Origin of the sequence: Cohnella sp. 56 (assembly GCF_037963805.1) — a bacterium.
In the GTDB taxonomy this organism is placed as follows: domain Bacteria; phylum Bacillota; class Bacilli; order Paenibacillales; family Paenibacillaceae; genus Cohnella.
On record NZ_JAZDQE010000004.1, the window covers coordinates 18,377 to 37,082 of the forward strand.

An 18,706-nucleotide genomic window follows, 5' to 3' on the forward strand; every position below is an offset into this window, starting at 1 on the left:
GCTTCGCCGCTACATTTTGATCGCACCCGACGTCATGCCCTGGACGAAAAATCTCATCCCGAAGATGAACAGCAGCGCCAGCGGCACGCAAGCGATCGCATAGCCCGCGGTCAACGGACCGTAATCGTTCGGGAAGCTTGAAGCCAGGTAAGCCAGGCCAACCACCAGCGGGCGCTTCGCCGGCGTCGTGATCGTTACGAGCGGCCAGATGTAGTCGTTCCACGTCCCGATGAACACATTGATCGCCATCAGCGTGATCATCGGCTTCAGCAGGGGCAGCACCAGATAACGGTACGTCAGCACCTCGCCCGCCCCGTCGATCTTCGCGCAATCGAACAGCTCCTGCGGCTGCTGGGCGATGAACATGCGCAGCACGAACACCCAGAACGGCAGCGCGCCGGCGGCGCCGAACAGAATGACCGCCCAATATGAGTCGAGCAGGCCGAGCTTCCACGCCAGGACGAATGCGGGAATCAGATTCAGCACGCCCGGCAGCAATATTTTGATGAAGATCGCCCAGTACATCACTTCCTGCCCCGGGAACCTCAAGCGCGCGAACGCATATCCGCCCATCGTCGCGAGCAGGACGGCCAGCAGCGCCGTTCCGCCCGACATGATAAGGCTGTTCACAATAAGCGGGCTCACCTGATGCCAGGCCCTCGTATAGTTCTCGTAGTGAAACGGGCCCTTAATTTGGAAAAATTGATAGATGACCTGACCGACATCCTTGAACGAAATCTGCACCATCAGAATCAGCGGATAGAACAGCATGAGGCAGGTTACGATCAGGAACAGATGCTTTAACCATTCGACGTTTTTTCTCGCGCTGAGCAGCTTCATGCTTCTTCACTCCTAATAAACTTCATGGCCCCAAGAGAGATCAACAGGGCGATGACGAACAGGATCAGCCCGACCGCCGAAGCGTAGCCGTACTCCGCGGACGTGCCGAACGCTTTTTGATACATATATAGACCCGGCGTCGTCGTGGAAAAGCCGGGACCGCCGTTCGTCATGATGAGCTGCGTGCCGTACCCGGTAATCGAGCCGACGATCACCGTGATGAGGTTCAGCTTGATCTGTCCCTTCAGCAGCGGCAGCTCCAGGCTGAACGCCTTGCGGATCGGTCCGACGCCGTCGATCTGCGACGCATCCCAGATCGAGCCGTCGATGCTCTGCAGTCCGCCCATGTAGATGAGCGCGCCGATCGTGGAGATCCACGGGAAGCCCATGAAGATCAGGCACCACAGCGCCAGGCTGCTGTCGCCGAGCCAGAGCTGCTGATATTGATGCAGGCCGAGGTAATCCAGCGCTTTGTTGAAAAAGCCGAACTGCGGGTTGTACATGAACTTCCAGATGAGCAGCACAACCATGCCGGGAATGATCATCTGAACGCAGAATACGACGCGGTACATATATTGCAGCCTGGCGCTCTTCAGCCGGAACAGCACGATGCAGGCGACGAACGTAGGCAGCATCAGCACGATGGAGGCGGCGAGGAAGATGAACATATTTTTCACCGAGATCCAGAACACGTCGTCCCGAATAATCTCCGCGAAGTTGTCCAGTCCGACGAACTTCTCGATATCCGCCCCGTTCCATCGGTAGAATGCGTGGTAAATGCCGTTGCCGATCGGATAATACTCGAACAGCAGCGTGAACAGCAATGCCGGCAGCGCGAACAGAAATCCGGCCTTCCATGAGGGGTTCAATCGTTGTTGTTTCATCTTGCTCTGCACCTCTTTTTTTGCGAAAAAAATAGGCAGTCGACCGCAACTGCATCAGACCGCCTATTTTTCCTGGCCGTATTTAGTGCGCCGTATCTCCGGCATATTTCTGGTACAGCTCCAGCTTCAGCTTCAGGAAGTCGAGCGTGCTCTGCTTGTCGTCGATCAGCACCTGCGATGCGCTGCTCGCCTTCAGGTCCGCCAGATCCTTCTCGACCGAAGCGATCGTCCGGGGGATGCCCGTCTCTTGGTCAAGCTGGGCTTTGGCGTCCTTCAACGCCTTGTTCATGACGCTCTCCTGCATCTTGGACAGGAATTCTTCCTTGCTCATCTTGTTCATGTAAAATTGCTGGGACAGCGCGACGCCGTTCACTTCCCCTTCGAACAGCAGGAACTTGGCGGGGAACGACAGGGTCGCCTTATCCGAGACGATAAACGGCTTCAATTCTTCCGGCGCTTCCACGCCGACGATCGAGGAGATCGTCATCGCCGTTTGCACGAACTTCTGCTGAGCGTCCTTGCTGGTCAAATATTGGAGGAAATCGACGGCGGCTTTCAGCTTGTCCGGGTCCTTCTCCAGATCCTTGTTCAGCGCCCAGCCTTCCGCGCCCAGCTTGTTGTCGCCCATCGGGAATCCTTCTGCGGCGTAAGGCGTCGTTTCCTTCGTGATCAGCGGGAACGGCATGATGCCCCACTCGAAGTCGTGGATATTTTCTTTGTAGAAGTTATAGTTCCAGTTGCCGTCCACGATAAAGGCCGCTTGCTGATACAGGAACAGTTGCTGCGCGCCCAGATCGTCCACGCCGGCCCAGCCGTCCTGCCAGTATTGGGAGAACTCCTTGAGCAGATCGTATTCCGCATTGACGACCGGATTCGTCTTGTCGACCTTGCCGGTCAGCACCGCCAGATTCCGCTTGGCGTCGTCCAGCGCCCGTGCGTCCTTGAACTGATCTTCAAAATACTGATTCAGATAGCCGTCGACGAACTGGTCGCTCGTCCAGCTTGTAATCCACTTCACCCAGCGGTTGTTGTCGGCGGCGATCGGCGTAATGCCGGCGGCTTTGACCTTTTTCAGCACCTCGATGAATTCGTTCCACGTCTGCGGCATTGCGGTGACGCCCGCTTTGGCCAGCAGGTCCTTGTTGTAGTAGAACGGGCGGTTTTCCGCGATGCCGGGGCCGTTGTCGACCGGCACGAAGGAGATGGCGCCATATTTATTTGTCGTTTTCAGATTGGAGAAGCCGGAATCGCCGCCGATAAACGTGTCGACCCAGTTCGTGCCGTCCGAGTAGGCGGTCGGCTGGCCCAGGTACGGATCGAGAGGAATGATATAGTCCTGGTCCGTATACTTGCCGATGTTGGCGCCTTGCAGGTCGATCAGATCGGGCGCCTTGTGCGCCACGAACTGTGTGTCCAGCAGCTTGTTGTAGCCGTCGTTGGCGAGCGGCTGGAAGATGTGCTCGATCTTCACGTTCGGGTGCAGTGCCATATAATCTTTGATCGCTTCGTCGTAAGCGTTCCAGTAAGCCTGGTTCTGTCCCTGCCAGGAGATCATCTTCAGCTCTATCGTCTTGTCCTGGGGGGCGGCGGCCGACCCGGGGGCCGCTCCGCTGCTGCTGCTCGCCTGGTCGTTCGCCTTGCTGCAGCCGGAGGCCGCCACGGCGAAGGCGAGAAAAAGTCCCAGCGAGGTGTATGCGGAAACGCGGGTTTTCTTGTTCCTCATCTCGATAATGTCCCCTTTGTTTTGGTTGAAGTTGTTGTGCAAAGCGCTTTGCACCCTAATCTTATGGGAATGGAGAGCGCTGTCACAAGGGAAACATTCCGTGATTAAGTGGAAAAAATCATGGTCGCTCCCTCCGGCGCTCCGGCCGCTGCACGGTCCGGTCGAGCCCCATTCGCTCCAGCGGCAGCGGCTCGAAGCCGGCTGCGAGCGCCGGGCTGGTGGCGGCCAGCCGGAAATCCTCGGCGTCCAAATCCGCGATTTGCGGATCGGCCGCGAGCGTGCCCGCGTCCCATCCGAGCGCCTGCCAGTCCGCCAGACGCAAGGACGACCGCTCTCCGTCCCGCCGCTCCACCTCGACGAGAATTTCGTTGCCGTACAGCCAGACGATATTGTGTTCGAACGCATTCCCTTCCACATCCGGCACATGCTCCTCCGTGGCGCAGTTGGAGAACAAATACATTTTGGCCGCAGCCTGGCGGGAGGCCAGAATGTTGCGGCAAAACGAGTTCCGGCGCAGCGCGAGGCCGTGCGTGCCCAAGGTCCGGTATTCCCGCTCGGGCTCCCATCTGCGGAAATGGGCCAGCTCCGCGTCCGTCTCCAGAAACATATTGTTCTCGACGACATTGTCCTGCCCGGCATGAATGTACGCGCCGCCGCCCAGCGTGCGGTACGTCAGATTGCCCCGCACCTCCACCCCGCTCGTATAGTCGTCCAGATAGATGCCGTAGGTCAGGCCGTGGCTTCTCCATCTCGGCTCGGCATAGCCGAGCACATCGTGGATGCGGTTGTAGCGAATCCGCGTGCCGTTCATCGCCAGGTCGCGATCCACCAGGTAGATGGCCGCCGTGTCGCTCGTCTCCAGATTGACATGGTGAATATGATTGTACGCGATGAGATTATCGCTGCCTCTGGACAGGATTCCCCAACGCGGGCTGTCGTGGACCTCATTGTGCGCGACGGCGATGCCGACCCCGTTGATCGCGATGCCGGCGGAGTTTTTCGTAAGCACTCCCGTATGATGGACATAGTTGTTGCGAATGTCGTGACGGCACGCATGCCTGCCCTTGAACGGCGAACGCACGCCCCCGGACGCATAGATGCCGTGATTCCCGATGTCCCGAACGTCGCAATCGGCCACGGTGCAGGCGATTCCGCCCAGGACGATCACCCCGACGTTGCCGGTATTGCGAATCGTACATGCCCGCACCCCGCAGCTCCGCACGCCGCGGATGACGATGCCGGCTCCGTCGCAGCCCTCCACCGTGAAGCCCTGGAAGGTCAGGAACCCGCGCTCGATCCCTTCCGGGTTTTGCGCCAGCCGGATCTCCCCGCCGGTATCGGTCCAGTCGATCTTCTCGAGGCTGAAGTCCTCCGCGGGCTTCGGCCTGCCGTTCACCTCGATCAGATTTTCCACCAGCGGCACGGTGACGACGGCGTCCGCCAGCGGTACGGGCGGATGCAGATACAGCACCTCCGCCCGCTTGTCCAAATACCATTCGCCGGGCGCATCCAGCTCCTCCCGAACGTTGCGGAAGTAAAAGCGGTCTCCCGGGTAGATTTCGTAGCTCGTCGGCTCGGCCAGCTTCACCTCGCCGGTCGCGGGATCGTAGCTTTGCAGCCGAACAATGTCGTTGCAGTAGTTCGTGCGGGGGAATACGAACAGCTCGACCTCGTCGATCCGGCTCCAGTCCTTGAGCCGGGGATCGCGGCAGATGAACCGGTCCTTCCTGCCGTGCCCGTCCTCGTTGATATCCACGGCCGGACCTTCCACATGCAGATAGCCCCCGGTATAAGGCTGCTCGGGATCGTAGTTCGGGTAGCGCGCCATCGGCATGCGCACGCCGTTGCAGATCAGCTGGCGGAACCGCAGGCCGGCATGCCCCGCCTCGGCCAGCGAGAACCGGGCGACGCCGTTGTCCTCCATATCGTACTTGTCCAGCCTAATGCCGCCTGCCAGGATCACTTCCCCGTCGCCGGCGGCGCGGTAGGTTACGGGCGTTGACTCGTCCCCGAGGTCCGCCTCGTCGAACCGCAGCGTCTCCGTGAACGAATAGCGGCCCGCATGGACGAGCACCTCGACCGGCGCGTGCAGCTTGCCGGCCCGGCGAATCGCGCGAATGCGGTCGCGGGCCTGGCCGATCGTAGCCAGCGGCCCGTCCGTCCCCGCCCCGTTCGGCCGGGTCATCGTGCCGCTCCAGCCGTCGCAGCCGTCCTCCGCCACATGAAGCTTAAATGCCGTTGTCATGTTTCCGTACTCCTTTTTGACCGTTGAGATCGGATACGCTCCGTTACGCTATACCATCTTATGGACTGGGCTCCGCGGCCTCAAGGGAAACATTTCTCGATTAAGTGGAATATTTAACGGTGCGGCTTGCTATCGGACCTCAATCGTTATACCATGGTTAAAAATCACGCTGGGAGCTTGGCGAGACAGGGAGGGTGCGACATTGCTGAAGGTACTGATCGTCGACGACAAGACCACGGTCGTCTCCGGCTTGCGCAGAATGGTCCCGTGGAGCGAGCTCAATGCGGAGATCGTCGGGGAATGCCGCAACGGCAAGGAGGCGTTGGAGCAGGCTTTGCTCCACCATCCCGAGCTGATTATTACCGACGTGCGGATGCCGGTTATGGACGGACTGGAGCTGAGCCGGATCATCCACGAGAAGGCCCCGGAGACCGTCGTGATCATCCTGAGCGCGTTCGACGATTTTACATACGCCCAGACCGCGATGCGGTACGGCGTGTCCGACTATATTTTGAAGCCGATCGACAAAGACAAGCTGAACCAATTGATCCGCCGCGTCGCGGAAATTTCGCTGCATCACGAGAAGAAGCTTTCCCTGGTCAAGCTGCTGTATCACACGAACCTGGAGCAGAAGCTGTCCTCCGCCATTCGGACGGGCGAGGTCGGCTTTGTCGACACATTTTTTGAAAGCGATTTCCCGAATTTGGAAGAGACGAAGTTCGAGCTGGTCAAGGATTTCTCCCTGAAGCTGCTGCATATTCTGATCGAATGCACGGCCTCGCTCGGCCTCGCGCTGTCATCGTTCGGCTTGACCGAGGAGAAGGCGTGGCAGCAGCTGCTCGGGGCGAATACGAAGAAAGAGCTGAAAGCGACGATCAGCCGCCTGTACAGAGAAGTAACCGGGTTTATCAGCGACAAAAAAAATTCGCGCGGCCACGCGATTATCGAGCAGGTCAAAAAGTATATCGCCGGCAACTACCACGATCCCGACCTGACCTTGTACACGATCTCCAACGAGCTGCAGCTTTCGCCGAACTATACCAGCGTTATTTTCCGCGAGATCGCCGGAGAGAATATCAGTTATTACATTACGAGGCTGCGGGTGGAAAAGGCTTGCGAGCTGCTCAAGGAGCCCGGCATGCCGATCAACGACACGGCCCTGAAGGTCGGCTATACGGACCCCCATTACTTTGCGAAGGTGTTCAAGAAATATAAGGACCTGACCCCCTCGCAGTACAAAAACGTCATGAGCCGCGTGGAGAACAGGTGAACCGATGCTGAAGCTTTCGCGATTCAACAACAAGATTACCGTCACGTTCCTGCTGGTCATTCTGTTCCTGATCGCCTCGACCAGCTCGATCATTTACTGGCGCTTCCACGACCATATGCAGCGGCAGGTTACGCGCGACTTGAACCAGATCATGGTGCAGAACAAAATCAATCTGGAAAACTTCATCAACAGCATCGACAACGCCACCTTGCTGCTGTACTCGGACACGACGATCATGGACATTTTGAACGAGACGCCCTCCGACTTTCTGACCACCTACCAGGATCGGATCACGCTGAACAACGCCCTGCTGAAATATTTGTTTGTGCCCTTGAGCAGCGCTCTTACGTCCTATACGGTGACGTTTTTCGCGATGGACGACATTCCGTTCGCCGAGGCGCTTACGCCGGGGCATAACTTCTTTTACGGTTTTTTTCGGGACAACGAGGTGGCGAGCGAGTCGTGGTACCGGCAGACGATCGACAACGACGGCGTCCTGTACTGGTTCCATGCGCCGGATCAGAACAACCGCCTGTACGCCGCCAGGCTGATCAAAAATCCGAAGGTGCTGGCGACCGAAAATATCGGCACGAGCGACCCGATCAAGCAGAATATCGGTGTGGTCGTCATCGGCTTCGACGTCTCGCAAATTTCCAAGCAACTGGAAGCAACGATGCTGACCCCCTCCACCAGGCTGCTGCTGACGGATGCGGGCGGAGACCGGCTGTACGACAGCGAGCTGCGGAAAAAACCCGGCGCTCGTCCGCAGGACCGGACGGCCGCCCCGGAGCAGATTTTGGACGATCGCGATCCCAAGTATTTGATCAATAACTATCGCCTCTCCTCCGGCTGGAACCTGACCGCCCGCATACCGTTGAAGGACATCTCGCAGAGCACCTCCTTCGTCCGCAACATCATTTTGGTATCCGCGCTGATCTCGGCCGTCGCCGGCTTGTTCCTGTCGATCTTCCTGTCGCAGCAGATCTCGCGTCCGATCCGCAGCCTCGCCAAGACGATGAGGAGCATCCATAACACGAACGAGGTCGAGGTGTTCATTCAGCCCCCGCCGACGAACGACGAGGTGGGCATTCTGTATCAGAGCTTCAATACGATGATGAACCGCATCAATCAGTTGCTCGACGAGAATTATCAGACGGGCAAGCGGGAAAAGGAAGCCGAGCTGCGGGCGCTGCAAGCGCAGATCAATCCGCATTTCCTGTACAATACGCTCGACTCCGTGAACTGGCTGGCCCTGGAGGCGGGAGCGCATCCGATCGTGTCCATCGTGTCCACGCTGTCCGACCTGTTCCGCTACATTACCGGCAATTCCAACGAGCTGGTGGAAATCGGCGAAGAGGTCGAGCAGATCCGGCGGTACATCGACATCCAGTCACTGTGCTACGACAACAGCTTCGACGTCGTGTACGAGCTTGATCCGCTCGTGGCGAAGGCGGCCTGTCCCAAGCTGATCCTGCAGCCGCTCGTGGAAAACGCGATTTTGCACGGGTTCGAGAAAATGGAGCGCAGAGGCAGCATCGTCATCGCCGGATTCGTCCACGACCGTACGGCGGTCGTCTCCGTCCACGACAACGGTCCGGGGACGGACACCGACCGGCTTAACGCATACTTGCAGGGGAAAAACGCATCGGTTCCGGAATCGCGGGGCTACGGAATCAAAAACGTCAACCAGCGCATCAAGCTGCGCTTCGGCGAAGCGTACGGCCTGCGCTACGAGACGAACGAAGCCGGAGGCGTGACGGCCATTATCTGCTTGCCGCTGTGAGAGCCCTCCGGCTTTTACCGGGGCCTCCATAGTCTTTCCAACTCCTCCACAACACCGCATTTTGGATCCCGCTTCCCTCAATCATGGCAAGTCGGCTGCCTTTATATTTATCGTTCACCTTCAGCGCATCGAGTATATCCCGTATCCTCCCCAAAACGAACAACAGCAGCCATGTTAACCACGGCTGCTGTCTCCGATTGCGATTGCACAGTTCGTTCGATTATTAGGTGACAAGTATTGGGTGACAAGCTTGTCTGTCCACCTTGATCGTAAAAGCAGAATTAACGACTTTTGACCAGCAGTTCTACCGCTTCCTTCACCATTTTGCCAGTATCTTGGTTCCCCGCCGCCTGTTCAGCCAGGATGCATTGATGCAAATATTCTGCAACGATGTTGGCAATGGCTTTATCGGAGGCGTTGCGCACGGCGGATAGCTGTGCGACGACCTCTTTGCACGATTTGCCTTCCTCCATAAGCCGGAGTACACCGCGAACCTGCCCTTCGATTCGGCGTAGACGCGTCTTCATTTCATCCGTGTAGTTGTATTCCATCGTGTTATCTCTCCTTCTCTATTGATATACCGGTATGGGTATATTATAGAGCAAAAAAATAACGACATCCAATGATTATATAAATAAGTTGACCTTGCCGTTCGAAGCATCCCCGAGATACGCGGCAACGCCGGCATACTCGATTCCGTCAATCAATTCCTCCTGCTGCAGACCAAGCAAATCCATCGTCATCGTGCATGCGACGAGTTTAACACCCTGCTCCTGTGCCAGTTCGATCAGTTGTGGCAGTGTAAGCGCATGATGCTTTTTCATCACATGCTTGATCATTTTCGGCCCCAAGCCTCCGAAGTTCATTTTGGACAAGTCCATTTTCCGGGGGCCGCGGGGCATCATCCAGCCGAATGCCTTCTCCAGCAAGCCTTTCTTTGTCCTAACCGCTTCGTCCTTGCGAAGCGTATTCAGACCCCAGAAGGTGAAAAAGATCGTCACTTGATGGTCGTATGCCGCAGCGCCGTTCGCAATGATGAATGCGGCAATCGCTTTGTCCAGCTCGCCGCTGAACAGCACGATGGTTGTGTTCTCTTTCATTATGGGCTTACACCCTCTTCCCTTTTATTCATGCATTCAAAGAATGTTTGACCAAACTTTTACCGCCGTCAGTGCAATGAGAACAACCAGCCCGTACCGGAGCAGCTTGACGTTGAGCTTCGTACTTATCTTAGAGCCGTGCGACGCCCCGATCAGGCTGCCGATTACGGTGAATACCGTAGGCCATAAGGGAATGCCACCGCCGCCGATTTTGCCGATGACGCCGCCAATGGCCGACACGAACACAATGGCCAGCGAAGAGGCGATGGTCGTACGCATAGGAATGCGGAGCACGTTCAGCATAATGGGAATGAGGATAAACGCGCCGCCCGCGCCTACGATTCCCGACAACACGCCCACGACTAATGCCGCTCCGACAGCGACCCATTTATTAAAACGCAGCTCGGCGGCTGGCTGATCTTCTTTTCCTTTTACCGGTATCAGCATCAGCATGACGGCCAGCACCGCCAGAACGCCATAGATCAGGTTGATCACATCGCCATGAAGCATTCCGGATACGTAGCCGCCAATCAGGCTGCCGGCCAGGATGCCGCTCCCCATGTAGAGAACCAGCCCTTTGTGTACAACACCGCTGGCTCCTTCCTTACGCTTTCTTCGAAAAGCAAGGACACCGGCCAGCGAAGCAAAAAACACCTGAAACATGCTGATCGATGACACCTCGTGTGCCGAAAAATGAGCGATGCCAAGCATTGACGGCACGTAAAGCAGCAACGGGTAGTTGATAATGGCCCCGCCGATCCCGAGCAAGCCGGAAAAGAAAGATCCGACCAGTCCAATTGCTAACATGACGATAACCAGCAGAATGTCCACGGCGTTCTCCTTTCATCTCAGAGTTGGACAACATAAATTCCGTTCACAGCGTATCTTCCTATCTCTATTCATCTTATTTATCGTGCACGGCACAGCGGTTTGGTCCGATCTCCATCTCACGCTGTTCGTCTTCGCTGGGGAGCAATTTGCCCATATTCGTCTGGCGGATTTCCTGATACGCATTCGGCTGTGGCGGCAGGTTTTCCGTTACCGTTCGGCGGAAAGCGCCCTCGTCCCGGATGTTTAATCCAGGGTTGCGCAGGTACAAGTCCGACAGACGGGCCATGACGCGTCCACTCTCTCCCAGCTCGGTAACCTTGCCAAAATGTGCCGGCAGTACGGTAAGCTCCTGAGACAGCTCCTTGTACCGATTGTAGAGCGTGTTGCGGAGGTCGCTCACCCAGTCCTCGGCTTTGCCGGCCAAATCGGGCCGACCGATCGACTCGATGAATAGAATATCTCCTGTAAACAGATAACGGTCATCCACCATGAACGACGTACTGCCGATCGTATGCCCCGGTGAGTAAACGGGTTGAATTTGAATTTTCGTCCCGCCTACGGTAATATCGCGGCCCTCTTCAAGCTTTTCATATGAAAAGGTGACTTCATCGGCATCCTTGGGCGGCAGCCAATATGTGGCGCCGGTTCGCTCGGCCAATGTGCGGCCACCGGAAATATGATCGGCATGAAGGTGCGTATCGAGCGTATGCTTGATTACCGCGCCTTGCGCTCGGGCAAACTGCTCGAATACATCGGTCAGTCGGAGTGTATCGATGACGGCCGCCTCACCGCCGGAGATGACCATGTAGGACAAACAGCCTTTTCCGATGCGGACAAATTGGTATACCGAGCCGCCGTCTCTCAGATCGCCGATCTTGACCGGCTCCAGATGCTCGCTCCAGGACTTCATACCGCCTTCCAGGTAGTGCACATGCGTACGGCCTGCCTCAACGAGCTGCTCGGCGATGAATTGGGACGATCCCTCCTTCGCGCATACGACCAACACTTTTTTTCCAGCCGGAATCCGGTCCAGCGCCGCATCCACACTGTCCAGCAATTCAAAATAAGGGATGTTGATGATCTCGGTGCCGTCCCCTTCAATCCTCCAGTCGTTAAAGTCGCTTGCATTGCGCACATCCAAAATGAACAGTTCTTCTGAGGCCAGGACGATTCGGGTCAGCTCCTTGGCTGTCATCATGCTCGGTTCTGTCGAAATATCCATCTTGCGGTTCCTCCTCGTGGTATCGAATGTCTAAGACGCGAATGCATGCGTTGCTATTGGTTTTGTTCCGCAGGTCCTGTCCATTCGGTCATGCCTTGCTCGACGTTTTTCACTTTTTTGAAGCCCTTCTCTGCGAGCAGTTGGCACGCCATGTCGCTGCGGTTGCCCGTACGGCATATCACATGAATCTCGTCCTCCGAGTTTAATTCGCCCAGGCGGCTTTCCAGTTCACCGAGCGGGATGGAGATCGCACCCGGAATACGGTTAAAGGCATATTCGGCAGGCTCACGGACATCGAGCACCGTTACCTTTGCTCCGCTCGCCAGCTTGTGCATCAGTTCCTCATTGGAAATGAGGTGCGCAAACTTCTTCGGTTCCATGACCTCCTGGGCGGTGGACTTGCGAAGGTAATGCTTCAGCACGTTGCCCTCCTGAATCGTGCCCAAATACTGATGCCCGGTGTTTTTAGCCCACCCTTGCATATCGGCCAGGGACCCTTTATCCGTCGCCTGCACTTCGATCACCTGCCCGGCCTGCAGCTGGTCCATGGCCTTTTTGGTCCGCACGATCGGCATCGGGCAGGCCAGGCCCTTGCAATCCAGCGTTTGATTCGCTTTTAACTGTGACATGGAACATCCTCCTTCGTCGTATTTCCTCTGGAACAATGCTGGGCAAACCAATGCGGCGTAAACCGCTCAGCGGGTAATACATATACCCCTATATGTATATTACGAGCGAAGACAATCGTTTGTCAACCATGCGAGTCAGCCCTTAAGTTGTGAGATGATCCGCAATAACAAAAAAAAGAACGGCAGTCCGCATGAGACTGCCGCTCCGTGTATGTTTATTGACCGCCTTCGATCGCCTCCGCCGCCGGCAGCAGATCCGCGTCAATCGTCGGCGAGCAGGTTCTGCGCTGCGGGGATGCCGACAAGACCGTATCTCCTACAAGCCAGGCGCCGAGCGAGACGCCGTCTTCCGATACCGTAACTCCAGGCAGCATAAGACGCCGCTCCCTCCGCTTGTCTTGTCAATGCGACTGTCCGTGCAACAGTCCATGCGATTGTCCATGCGGCAGCACAGCGCCGTCCGGCACCGTAAACCGGTGCCGCCCCGGGCCGGCTTCGCGCTCGATCAGGACCGCTTCCCGGTCTAGAGATGCCGGCAGGACGATACAGGCGTCCGCACCCTCCGGAATATTCACCTCTACGCGAATCTCCGCGCCCTCCCGCCGCCAGCTGCAGGCGACCGTGCCGCGCACCGTGTCCAGGCGCGCCTCTATCCAGTCGAGGCGGGCAGGAAAGACCGGCTTGACCCGGATTTTCGCATAGCCGGGAGCGAGCGGCGCGATGCCGCCGAGCCGGGTATAAAAAGAAGCGCCGACGCCGCCGAACATGGCATGATCGTGCGAGTGCATGCCGCCCCTGGCGCTCCACTGCTCCCAGAGCGTAGTCGCTCCCTGCGCGATCTGATTGCCGAAGCTCGGATATTCCGGCCGGGTCAGCATTCCGAGCGCCAGGTCCGCGTCCCCGCGGTCCGCGAGCACGTCCAGCAAGTAGCGCGTCCCGTAGATGCCGGTATCGAGCCCTCCGCCCTTCGCCTCGATTGCGGCGAGCAGCACGGCATAAGCGGCATCGGCATGTTCCTCCGATACCATCCCGAGCGCGAGGGGCATGATTTGCGCGGTTTGCGAGCCGCTGCCGTACCTGCCTTGGCCGTCATGGAACCTCGCGTCGAACGCCTCCAGGATGGAGTCGGCAAGCTTGGCGAAGCGGGCTTGGTCCGCCTGCCGGCCGCACACTGCGGCAGCCTCGGCCGCAACGGTCGCGAGCCGCCAGTACAATGCCGTATTCACGATCGCGACCTCGTTGAAGTAGTTGTCCCAGCCATCCTCGTTGGGCGCGCACCAGTCGCCGAAGCCCTCCTCGACGATACCGGACGGATGCTTCTCGGCGAGCAGACCGACATAAGCGGCGATCGACGGATAGCATGCCTCCAGTATAGCGCGATCTTCATAGTACTGGTACAAGTGCCAGGGCAGCGTCACCTTGTCGCCGCTCCAGTCCGGGTTGCCTGCGTCGTGCCGGATGTCGCCCAGCCATTTGCGGTAATAGGACTGCATATCGAAGTTGTGGATGGCCGCCTCCTCGACGACGGCCGAGTCCATCAGACAGGGCGTGCGTTCGTCCCGCTGGCAGCAATCGGTCGGGATGCTGTACAGATTGTTCAGCATCGACCACCGCAGGTTGCGCTGCAAGCGGGAGAGCACCGGGTCCGAGCAAAGGAACGAGCCGACTTCGCCTACATCGCTGTGAACGGGGACGGCGGCGATGTCCAGCAGCTCCGCGTCTCCGGATGTCTCGACATATCGGAACCCGTGATAGGTGAACCGCGGCTCATAGCTTTCCGTTTCTCGTCCGCTCGTTATATAGACATCCGTCGCCGCCGCGTTGCGGTTCGTCCACGGATCGATCCGTCCGGCCGCATCGACAAGCTCGCTGTGCCGCAGCGCGATCCGCGCGCCTGCCGGTCCTCGGACCTTGATCCGCGTCCAGCCGGCGATATTCTGTCCGAAGTCGTAGACGACGGCGCCGTCTGCACCGGGTACGGTCCGAACCGGCCGCAGCGGCTCGAACGTCTTGAGCGGCGGCTGTTCCCCCTTCGCGAAGCCGCCCTCCGGCGGCTCGGCCGGCGCAGCCGGCGTCCAGTCGGACGCGTCGAAGCCGTACATGTCCCAGCCGGACCGCTCCAGTCGCGCATCGTAGGTCTCGCCGTCGTACATATCGTTCGCGAGCAGCGGACTCGGCGCGGTCAGCCAGGATTCGTCGGTCGCGATCGTCCGCGTCGTGCCGTCCGCCAGCGCTATCTCCAGCTCCGCGATCGCCGCCTTCTCGCGCTGCCACTTCCACCCCCAGCGCGAATAGTTCATATTGTAGCCGTTGCCGAGCCACAGACCGAGCGCATTGCCACCTTCAGCGAGGAGGCCGGTCACATCGTACTCGTCGTACAGCAGCCTGCGTGCATACGGCGAATTCGCAGGCGCGAGCACGCGGTCATCGGCCTTGATGCCGTTGATGCGCAGCTCGTACCAGCCGAGGGCGTATACGCGCAGCTTCGCACGGACGACCGGGGACGCGAGCTCGAAGGCTTGGCGCAGCAGCGGACTGTCCGGCGATATCGGCGCTTCGCACAGCGCCAGCTCGTTCGCCTCCAGCCTGAGTCCGCTGCCCGAGCCGTCGATCCGTCCGCCCGAGAACTGGATCGCGGACGGGTCGTAGAACCGGTTGACGTAGAGCGTGCGGCCGTCCGGCGCTGCTACGCGAAGCCTGCGGATGACGGCCGCCTGGCCGTCGCCGGTCTTGAACCCGATCGAGCCGGGCCGCCGGTTCGGCTCGACGGCGGCCACAGCCTGGCGGCCGTCTATATACACGGCGACGGCGGCGGCGCGCCGTTCGATGCGCAGCGCCAGCGCCGTACGAACTTCTCGGGCTTCTCCCGCTTCTCGCATTTCCCTCGCTTCGCGGCCTACCGCCAGCTCCGGGGCGTCGGCGCTGTCCCACTCCCGCCGCTCCCCGCCTTCCAGCGCGAACAGCGCTGCGGTACCGGCCTCGCAGTCCAGCGCACAACCGCTGCCGCCTCCGTCGGCACCGACGCCGAACAGCAGGTCCACGCCGCCGGACAGCACTTCAAGCTCCAGCTCGATATCGTATTCGTCCCACTGCCGATGATCCGGCCCCGGCGCACAGATCCACCGGGCTTCGCCGAAGACAGGGCTAACAGCTTCCTCACGCTCCATGCTCGTTTCCTCCTTCTGGCGCATCACCCGCCCGTTGCGCAGCAGCCGCCCCGTCCGCCCATACCCGAGGCGCATTCCAGGCGCCGACCGACAGCGCCGCAAGCGAGACTTCGGCATCCGCTTCGTAGCCGATCTCCCGCATCTCGCCCGGGCGAAGGCCGATGCCGTTGTCCGCCAGGTAGCAGCTCCACTCCTCGGGGAAGCCCTCGATCGTCACCCGGACCGCAGGCACCGTGCCGACGTTACGGATGCGGATGGTGCCGCCTCCGGCTTGACTGCGCGCCACGGACAGCGCGAGCGCAGCAGAAGGCAATTCGCGCAGCGGCGCCGCCGACAGACCCGCGTACAGCGCGAACGCCTCCGCCGCCTGCGCGCCGGGATATTCGTTGTCTGCGCCGCGATGCGCAGACTCGAAGGCGAGCAGGTCCGCCGTCTTCGGCTGCGCGTTGAAGGCGTACCATTGGTCCGAGATCGGCGCGCCGTCTCCGGCTTCGAGCCTGACGGACAGCAGGAACGGCGCGATGCGCGCCGCATCAGGCAGTTCAAGCGCGATCCGGCCGAGCGTCTGCCGCCCGTTCGCTGCGAGCTCGAACGCTTCGAAGCGCGCCGACCACAGCTCGCCGAGTCCGCTGTCGTAGACGACGGCGCTGACGACGGCGCCCCGCAGCGCCGCTGACGTATCGTTGGCGGCATGGATCGCCGCCGTAAACGTCTCATGCGCCTCCCAGCCCTCGATCCGGTCGAATGTGGCGAAGGCAGAGCGGGGAGCGCAGGCGCGCTTCGCCTCGTAGTAGGACAGCTTCGGCGTGCCGTAGAAGTCGACCGTGCCCCAGGAATGGCCGGGAAACAAGTCCGTGAGCTTGTAATACCAGAAGCCCGTCTTGCCTTCGCCCGCGCCGGCGCGCTGAAGCTCCGCCGCGAACCGGATCGCTTCGCCCTGCGCGGCCTGCGAATACGCGATATACGTGTCCCAGTCGCGAATCGGGCCGTATGCGCCGTAGCGCATCACCTTGATGATGTCCTTCAGCGCAAATTGATGAAAGTGGGCCAGCAAGCCCCGGCTCGCCTCCGTCGGCGGCCATTCGTCCAGCGCCGCAGCCGGCAGAAAGCGTGCGCAGCCGGAGCGATCCGGCATGCTGGGAATGCCGTACTCGCCGTAGAATACCGCCGGCATGCCGAGCGTGCCGGCATCGAGCGGCTCGCCGCCGTGATACACGTCCCAGTTGTGGGCGCTGCCGCCCCAAGGATCCGTGCGGTGATAGGGACGGGACGGATCAAGACCGCGGCACCGCCGCCCGACCAGGTGCAGCGCCTCGTCCGCGCCGCCGGGCGCGCCGTTCTCGTTGCCTCCGCCCCACATGACGAGCGACGGGTGATTGCGCAGCCGCTTCACCGAGGCCGCGACCTGACGGTCGAGCGTGCCGAAGTCGGTATGCGGCGCGTCCATCGGTCCCCAGCACAGCGGGAACTCCTGATACACCATGATCCCCGCCTCGTCGCAGAGACGGTAAAAGACGTCCTCCTCGACGATGCCGCCGCCCCAGGCGCGCAGCATCTGCACATGTCCGCGTCGCGCGAGTCCGATCAGACGCGCATACAGCGCCTCCCGCTGCTCGAGCAGCGGGTCCGGCCAGCACCAGTTGGCGCCCTTTATGAACATCGGCACGCCGTTGATCGTGAACTGCCAGCGATAATCGGCCTCGGGACGCGCGCCCGCCGCCGCCAGCATCTCGATCGTGCGGATGCCGAACGTCACCTCGGCCCCGCCGACGGTCAGCGTGCGGGGCGCCGCCGCTTCCGGCCCGCCGTCGCTCTCCTGCGCAGCCTTCGCGGTCGCCGCCGCATGGCCATGACCGCCCAGCGACAGCCGATAGAGCGCCGGCTCACCGTAGCCCGCCGGCCACCATAGCGCCGGATCGGCGATGCGGACCACGGTTCGGTGCCGGCTGCGTCCGAACGGCGCCTCGACGGCATTGCTGAACCGGATCGGTGCCGTGCCCGCGCCTCCGATCGGCGCAATCTCGCCTGCGACGGTCAGCATCGCGCGTCCCGGCTCGGCGCTGTCTATCGTATATTCGATGCCGAGCGTCGCGCCGTCCGCCCCGATCGACTGCGTGACGACATGCGGATCGAGGAGCGCGATATCGGGCTCGGCCCGCAGCCACACATCCTTCCAGATGCCGAGCGAGATCAGATGTCCGTAGTGCCATCCGAAGCCCGGGCTGCCCTTCAGGATGCCGTTCCACGAGCGCGGCGCCTGGTCGATGCGCACGACCAGCTCATTGGCGCCCTCCCACGTCAGGAGCCGGGAGACATCGAGCTCGGGTCCGCCGAACATGCCCGCGTGATGGCCGAGCGACACCCCGTTCAGGTATACGCTGCCCGCATAGTCGATGCCGTCGAAGCGGAGTGTCACCCGCCTCCCGCGCCAGCCCCCGGGCACCTCGAAGCGGCGCGCGAACCACCAATCCTGCCGCTCGGCGCGCGTCCGCCTGAACCAGACCGGCGTCTCCTTCGGCTCGCCGTGCGCTTCCAGCTCGTCGATCGTATTCGTGTCCCAATACGGGTCCGCCAGCTCGCCGAGCTGAACGAGCGCGCGCTGCACCGTCGTAGGCACGGTCACTTCGTGCCAGTCGCTGCGGTCGCAGCCGCTCGCGTACCATTGCCCGGCCATGCCGGGGCTCGGCGTCGCCCTCCGCCCGAACCACCCCGTGTTCGGCGCCGGATCGCCCGGGTCGGCGGGCGCGCAGCCCTTCATGAGCCAGCGTCCCGACAGGCAGATCCTCTCGGCGTCCGTGGCCGGCGGCTGCGCCGGCGAATCGGCCGCTCCCCCGTGCGGCATTGCGGCGGCGTCGTACACGGGCTGCCGGCTCTCCGCCTCGCAGGCGGCGTCGCCATACAGCGAGCTGCGCCGGTATTCCTCGTCCTGCACGTCGTCCAAGTATCGTTGCTCCATGAGGCGTCACTCCCCGTTGTCGAATTTTGCGACGAAGAGCCGGAGCCCCCGGGCTC

General features: G+C 60.3%; 14 protein-coding genes. 2 read left to right on the plus strand and 12 right to left on the minus strand.

The genetic code is table 11. The annotated features are described in order from the left end of the window. Window positions 1–9: 9 nt before the first annotated feature. From VQ071_RS08440 to VQ071_RS08455, 4 genes are all read right to left on the minus strand, one after another. Window positions 10–840 carry a carbohydrate ABC transporter permease gene (locus VQ071_RS08440; RefSeq protein WP_340513495.1) on the minus strand — a complete coding sequence of 277 codons (831 nt, stop codon included), beginning with the start codon at window positions 838–840 and terminating at the stop codon, window positions 10–12. Next, window positions 837–1,724 (minus strand): carbohydrate ABC transporter permease, encoded by an 888-nt coding sequence (locus tag VQ071_RS08445; RefSeq protein WP_340513496.1) that lies wholly within the window; start codon window positions 1,722–1,724, stop codon window positions 837–839. Before VQ071_RS08445 ends, VQ071_RS08440 begins: the two co-directional genes overlap by 4 nt. Window positions 1,725–1,806: 82 nt before the next feature. Further along, on the minus strand, window positions 1,807–3,447 hold the full coding sequence (locus tag VQ071_RS08450) for an ABC transporter substrate-binding protein (protein WP_340513497.1): 1,641 nt from the start codon (window positions 3,445–3,447) through the stop codon (window positions 1,807–1,809). Between the two features lie 118 nt (window positions 3,448–3,565). After that, a complete protein-coding gene (locus tag VQ071_RS08455; protein ID WP_340513499.1) occupies window positions 3,566–5,692 on the minus strand; it encodes a right-handed parallel beta-helix repeat-containing protein in 2,127 nt (708 codons plus the stop codon). Between the two features lie 202 nt (window positions 5,693–5,894). Here VQ071_RS08455 and VQ071_RS08460 point away from each other — a divergent pair, with 202 nt between their 5' ends. Both VQ071_RS08460 and VQ071_RS08465 read left to right on the plus strand, forming a co-directional pair. Beyond that, window positions 5,895–6,962 (plus strand): response regulator transcription factor, encoded by a 1,068-nt coding sequence (locus tag VQ071_RS08460; protein ID WP_340513500.1) that lies wholly within the window; start codon window positions 5,895–5,897, stop codon window positions 6,960–6,962. Between the two features lie 4 nt (window positions 6,963–6,966). After that, on the plus strand, window positions 6,967–8,745 hold the full coding sequence (locus tag VQ071_RS08465) for a cache domain-containing sensor histidine kinase (protein WP_340513501.1): 1,779 nt from the start codon (window positions 6,967–6,969) through the stop codon (window positions 8,743–8,745). A 281-nt stretch (window positions 8,746–9,026) separates the two neighbouring features. On the opposite strand, the gene VQ071_RS08470 is transcribed toward VQ071_RS08465, so the two are convergent. The 8 genes from VQ071_RS08470 to VQ071_RS08505 all read right to left on the minus strand — a co-directional run bounded on the left by VQ071_RS08470 (window position 9,027) and on the right by VQ071_RS08505 (window position 18,650). Beyond that, window positions 9,027–9,296, minus strand: a complete 270-nt coding sequence (locus tag VQ071_RS08470) for a metal-sensitive transcriptional regulator (RefSeq protein ID WP_340513502.1) — start codon at window positions 9,294–9,296, stop codon at window positions 9,027–9,029. A gap of 75 nt (window positions 9,297–9,371) precedes the next feature. Continuing rightward, window positions 9,372–9,845: a DsrE/DsrF/DrsH-like family protein gene (locus VQ071_RS08475; protein ID WP_340513504.1), complete on the minus strand. Its 474-nt coding sequence runs from the start codon at window positions 9,843–9,845 to the stop codon at window positions 9,372–9,374. 36 nt (window positions 9,846–9,881) lie between these two features. Then, window positions 9,882–10,676, minus strand: a complete 795-nt coding sequence (locus VQ071_RS08480) for a sulfite exporter TauE/SafE family protein (RefSeq protein WP_340513506.1) — start codon at window positions 10,674–10,676, stop codon at window positions 9,882–9,884. A gap of 73 nt (window positions 10,677–10,749) precedes the next feature. Next, window positions 10,750–11,898 carry an MBL fold metallo-hydrolase gene (locus tag VQ071_RS08485; RefSeq protein WP_340513507.1) on the minus strand — a complete coding sequence of 383 codons (1,149 nt, stop codon included), beginning with the start codon at window positions 11,896–11,898 and terminating at the stop codon, window positions 10,750–10,752. A 53-nt stretch (window positions 11,899–11,951) separates the two neighbouring features. Beyond that, window positions 11,952–12,527: a sulfurtransferase TusA family protein gene (locus VQ071_RS08490; RefSeq protein ID WP_340513508.1), complete on the minus strand. Its 576-nt coding sequence runs from the start codon at window positions 12,525–12,527 to the stop codon at window positions 11,952–11,954. Window positions 12,528–12,742: 215 nt separating this feature from the next. Then, a complete protein-coding gene (locus VQ071_RS08495) occupies window positions 12,743–12,901 on the minus strand; it encodes a hypothetical protein (RefSeq protein ID WP_340513510.1) in 159 nt (52 codons plus the stop codon). Between the two features lie 27 nt (window positions 12,902–12,928). Next, on the minus strand, window positions 12,929–15,694 hold the full coding sequence (locus tag VQ071_RS08500; RefSeq protein ID WP_340513512.1) for a family 78 glycoside hydrolase catalytic domain: 2,766 nt from the start codon (window positions 15,692–15,694) through the stop codon (window positions 12,929–12,931). Continuing rightward, window positions 15,684–18,650, minus strand: a complete 2,967-nt coding sequence (locus VQ071_RS08505) for a glycoside hydrolase family 2 protein (protein WP_340513513.1) — start codon at window positions 18,648–18,650, stop codon at window positions 15,684–15,686. The genes VQ071_RS08500 and VQ071_RS08505 overlap by 11 nt, the downstream gene beginning before the upstream one ends. Between the last annotated feature and the right edge of the window lie 56 nt (window positions 18,651–18,706).

What these genes read in the sequence shown, in the direction of transcription:
- VQ071_RS08440 (WP_340513495.1), bottom strand. Translation starts at nt 840, where the DNA reads ATGAAGCTGCTCAGCGCGAGAAAAAACGTCGAATGGTTAAAGCATCTG.
- VQ071_RS08445 (WP_340513496.1), bottom strand. Translation starts at nt 1,724, where the DNA reads ATGAAACAACAACGATTGAACCCCTCATGGAAGGCCGGATTTCTGTTC.
- VQ071_RS08450 (WP_340513497.1), bottom strand. Translation starts at nt 3,447, where the DNA reads ATGAGGAACAAGAAAACCCGCGTTTCCGCATACACCTCGCTGGGACTT.
- VQ071_RS08455 (WP_340513499.1), bottom strand. Translation starts at nt 5,692, where the DNA reads ATGACAACGGCATTTAAGCTTCATGTGGCGGAGGACGGCTGCGACGGC.
- VQ071_RS08465 (WP_340513501.1), top strand. Translation starts at nt 6,967, where the DNA reads ATGCTGAAGCTTTCGCGATTCAACAACAAGATTACCGTCACGTTCCTG.
- VQ071_RS08470 (WP_340513502.1), bottom strand. Translation starts at nt 9,296, where the DNA reads ATGGAATACAACTACACGGATGAAATGAAGACGCGTCTACGCCGAATC.
- VQ071_RS08475 (WP_340513504.1), bottom strand. Translation starts at nt 9,845, where the DNA reads ATGAAAGAGAACACAACCATCGTGCTGTTCAGCGGCGAGCTGGACAAA.
- VQ071_RS08485 (WP_340513507.1), bottom strand. Translation starts at nt 11,898, where the DNA reads ATGGATATTTCGACAGAACCGAGCATGATGACAGCCAAGGAGCTGACC.
- VQ071_RS08490 (WP_340513508.1), bottom strand. Translation starts at nt 12,527, where the DNA reads ATGTCACAGTTAAAAGCGAATCAAACGCTGGATTGCAAGGGCCTGGCC.
- VQ071_RS08495 (WP_340513510.1), bottom strand. Translation starts at nt 12,901, where the DNA reads ATGCTGCCTGGAGTTACGGTATCGGAAGACGGCGTCTCGCTCGGCGCC.
- VQ071_RS08500 (WP_340513512.1), bottom strand. Translation starts at nt 15,694, where the DNA reads ATGGAGCGTGAGGAAGCTGTTAGCCCTGTCTTCGGCGAAGCCCGGTGG.
- VQ071_RS08505 (WP_340513513.1), bottom strand. Translation starts at nt 18,650, where the DNA reads ATGGAGCAACGATACTTGGACGACGTGCAGGACGAGGAATACCGGCGC.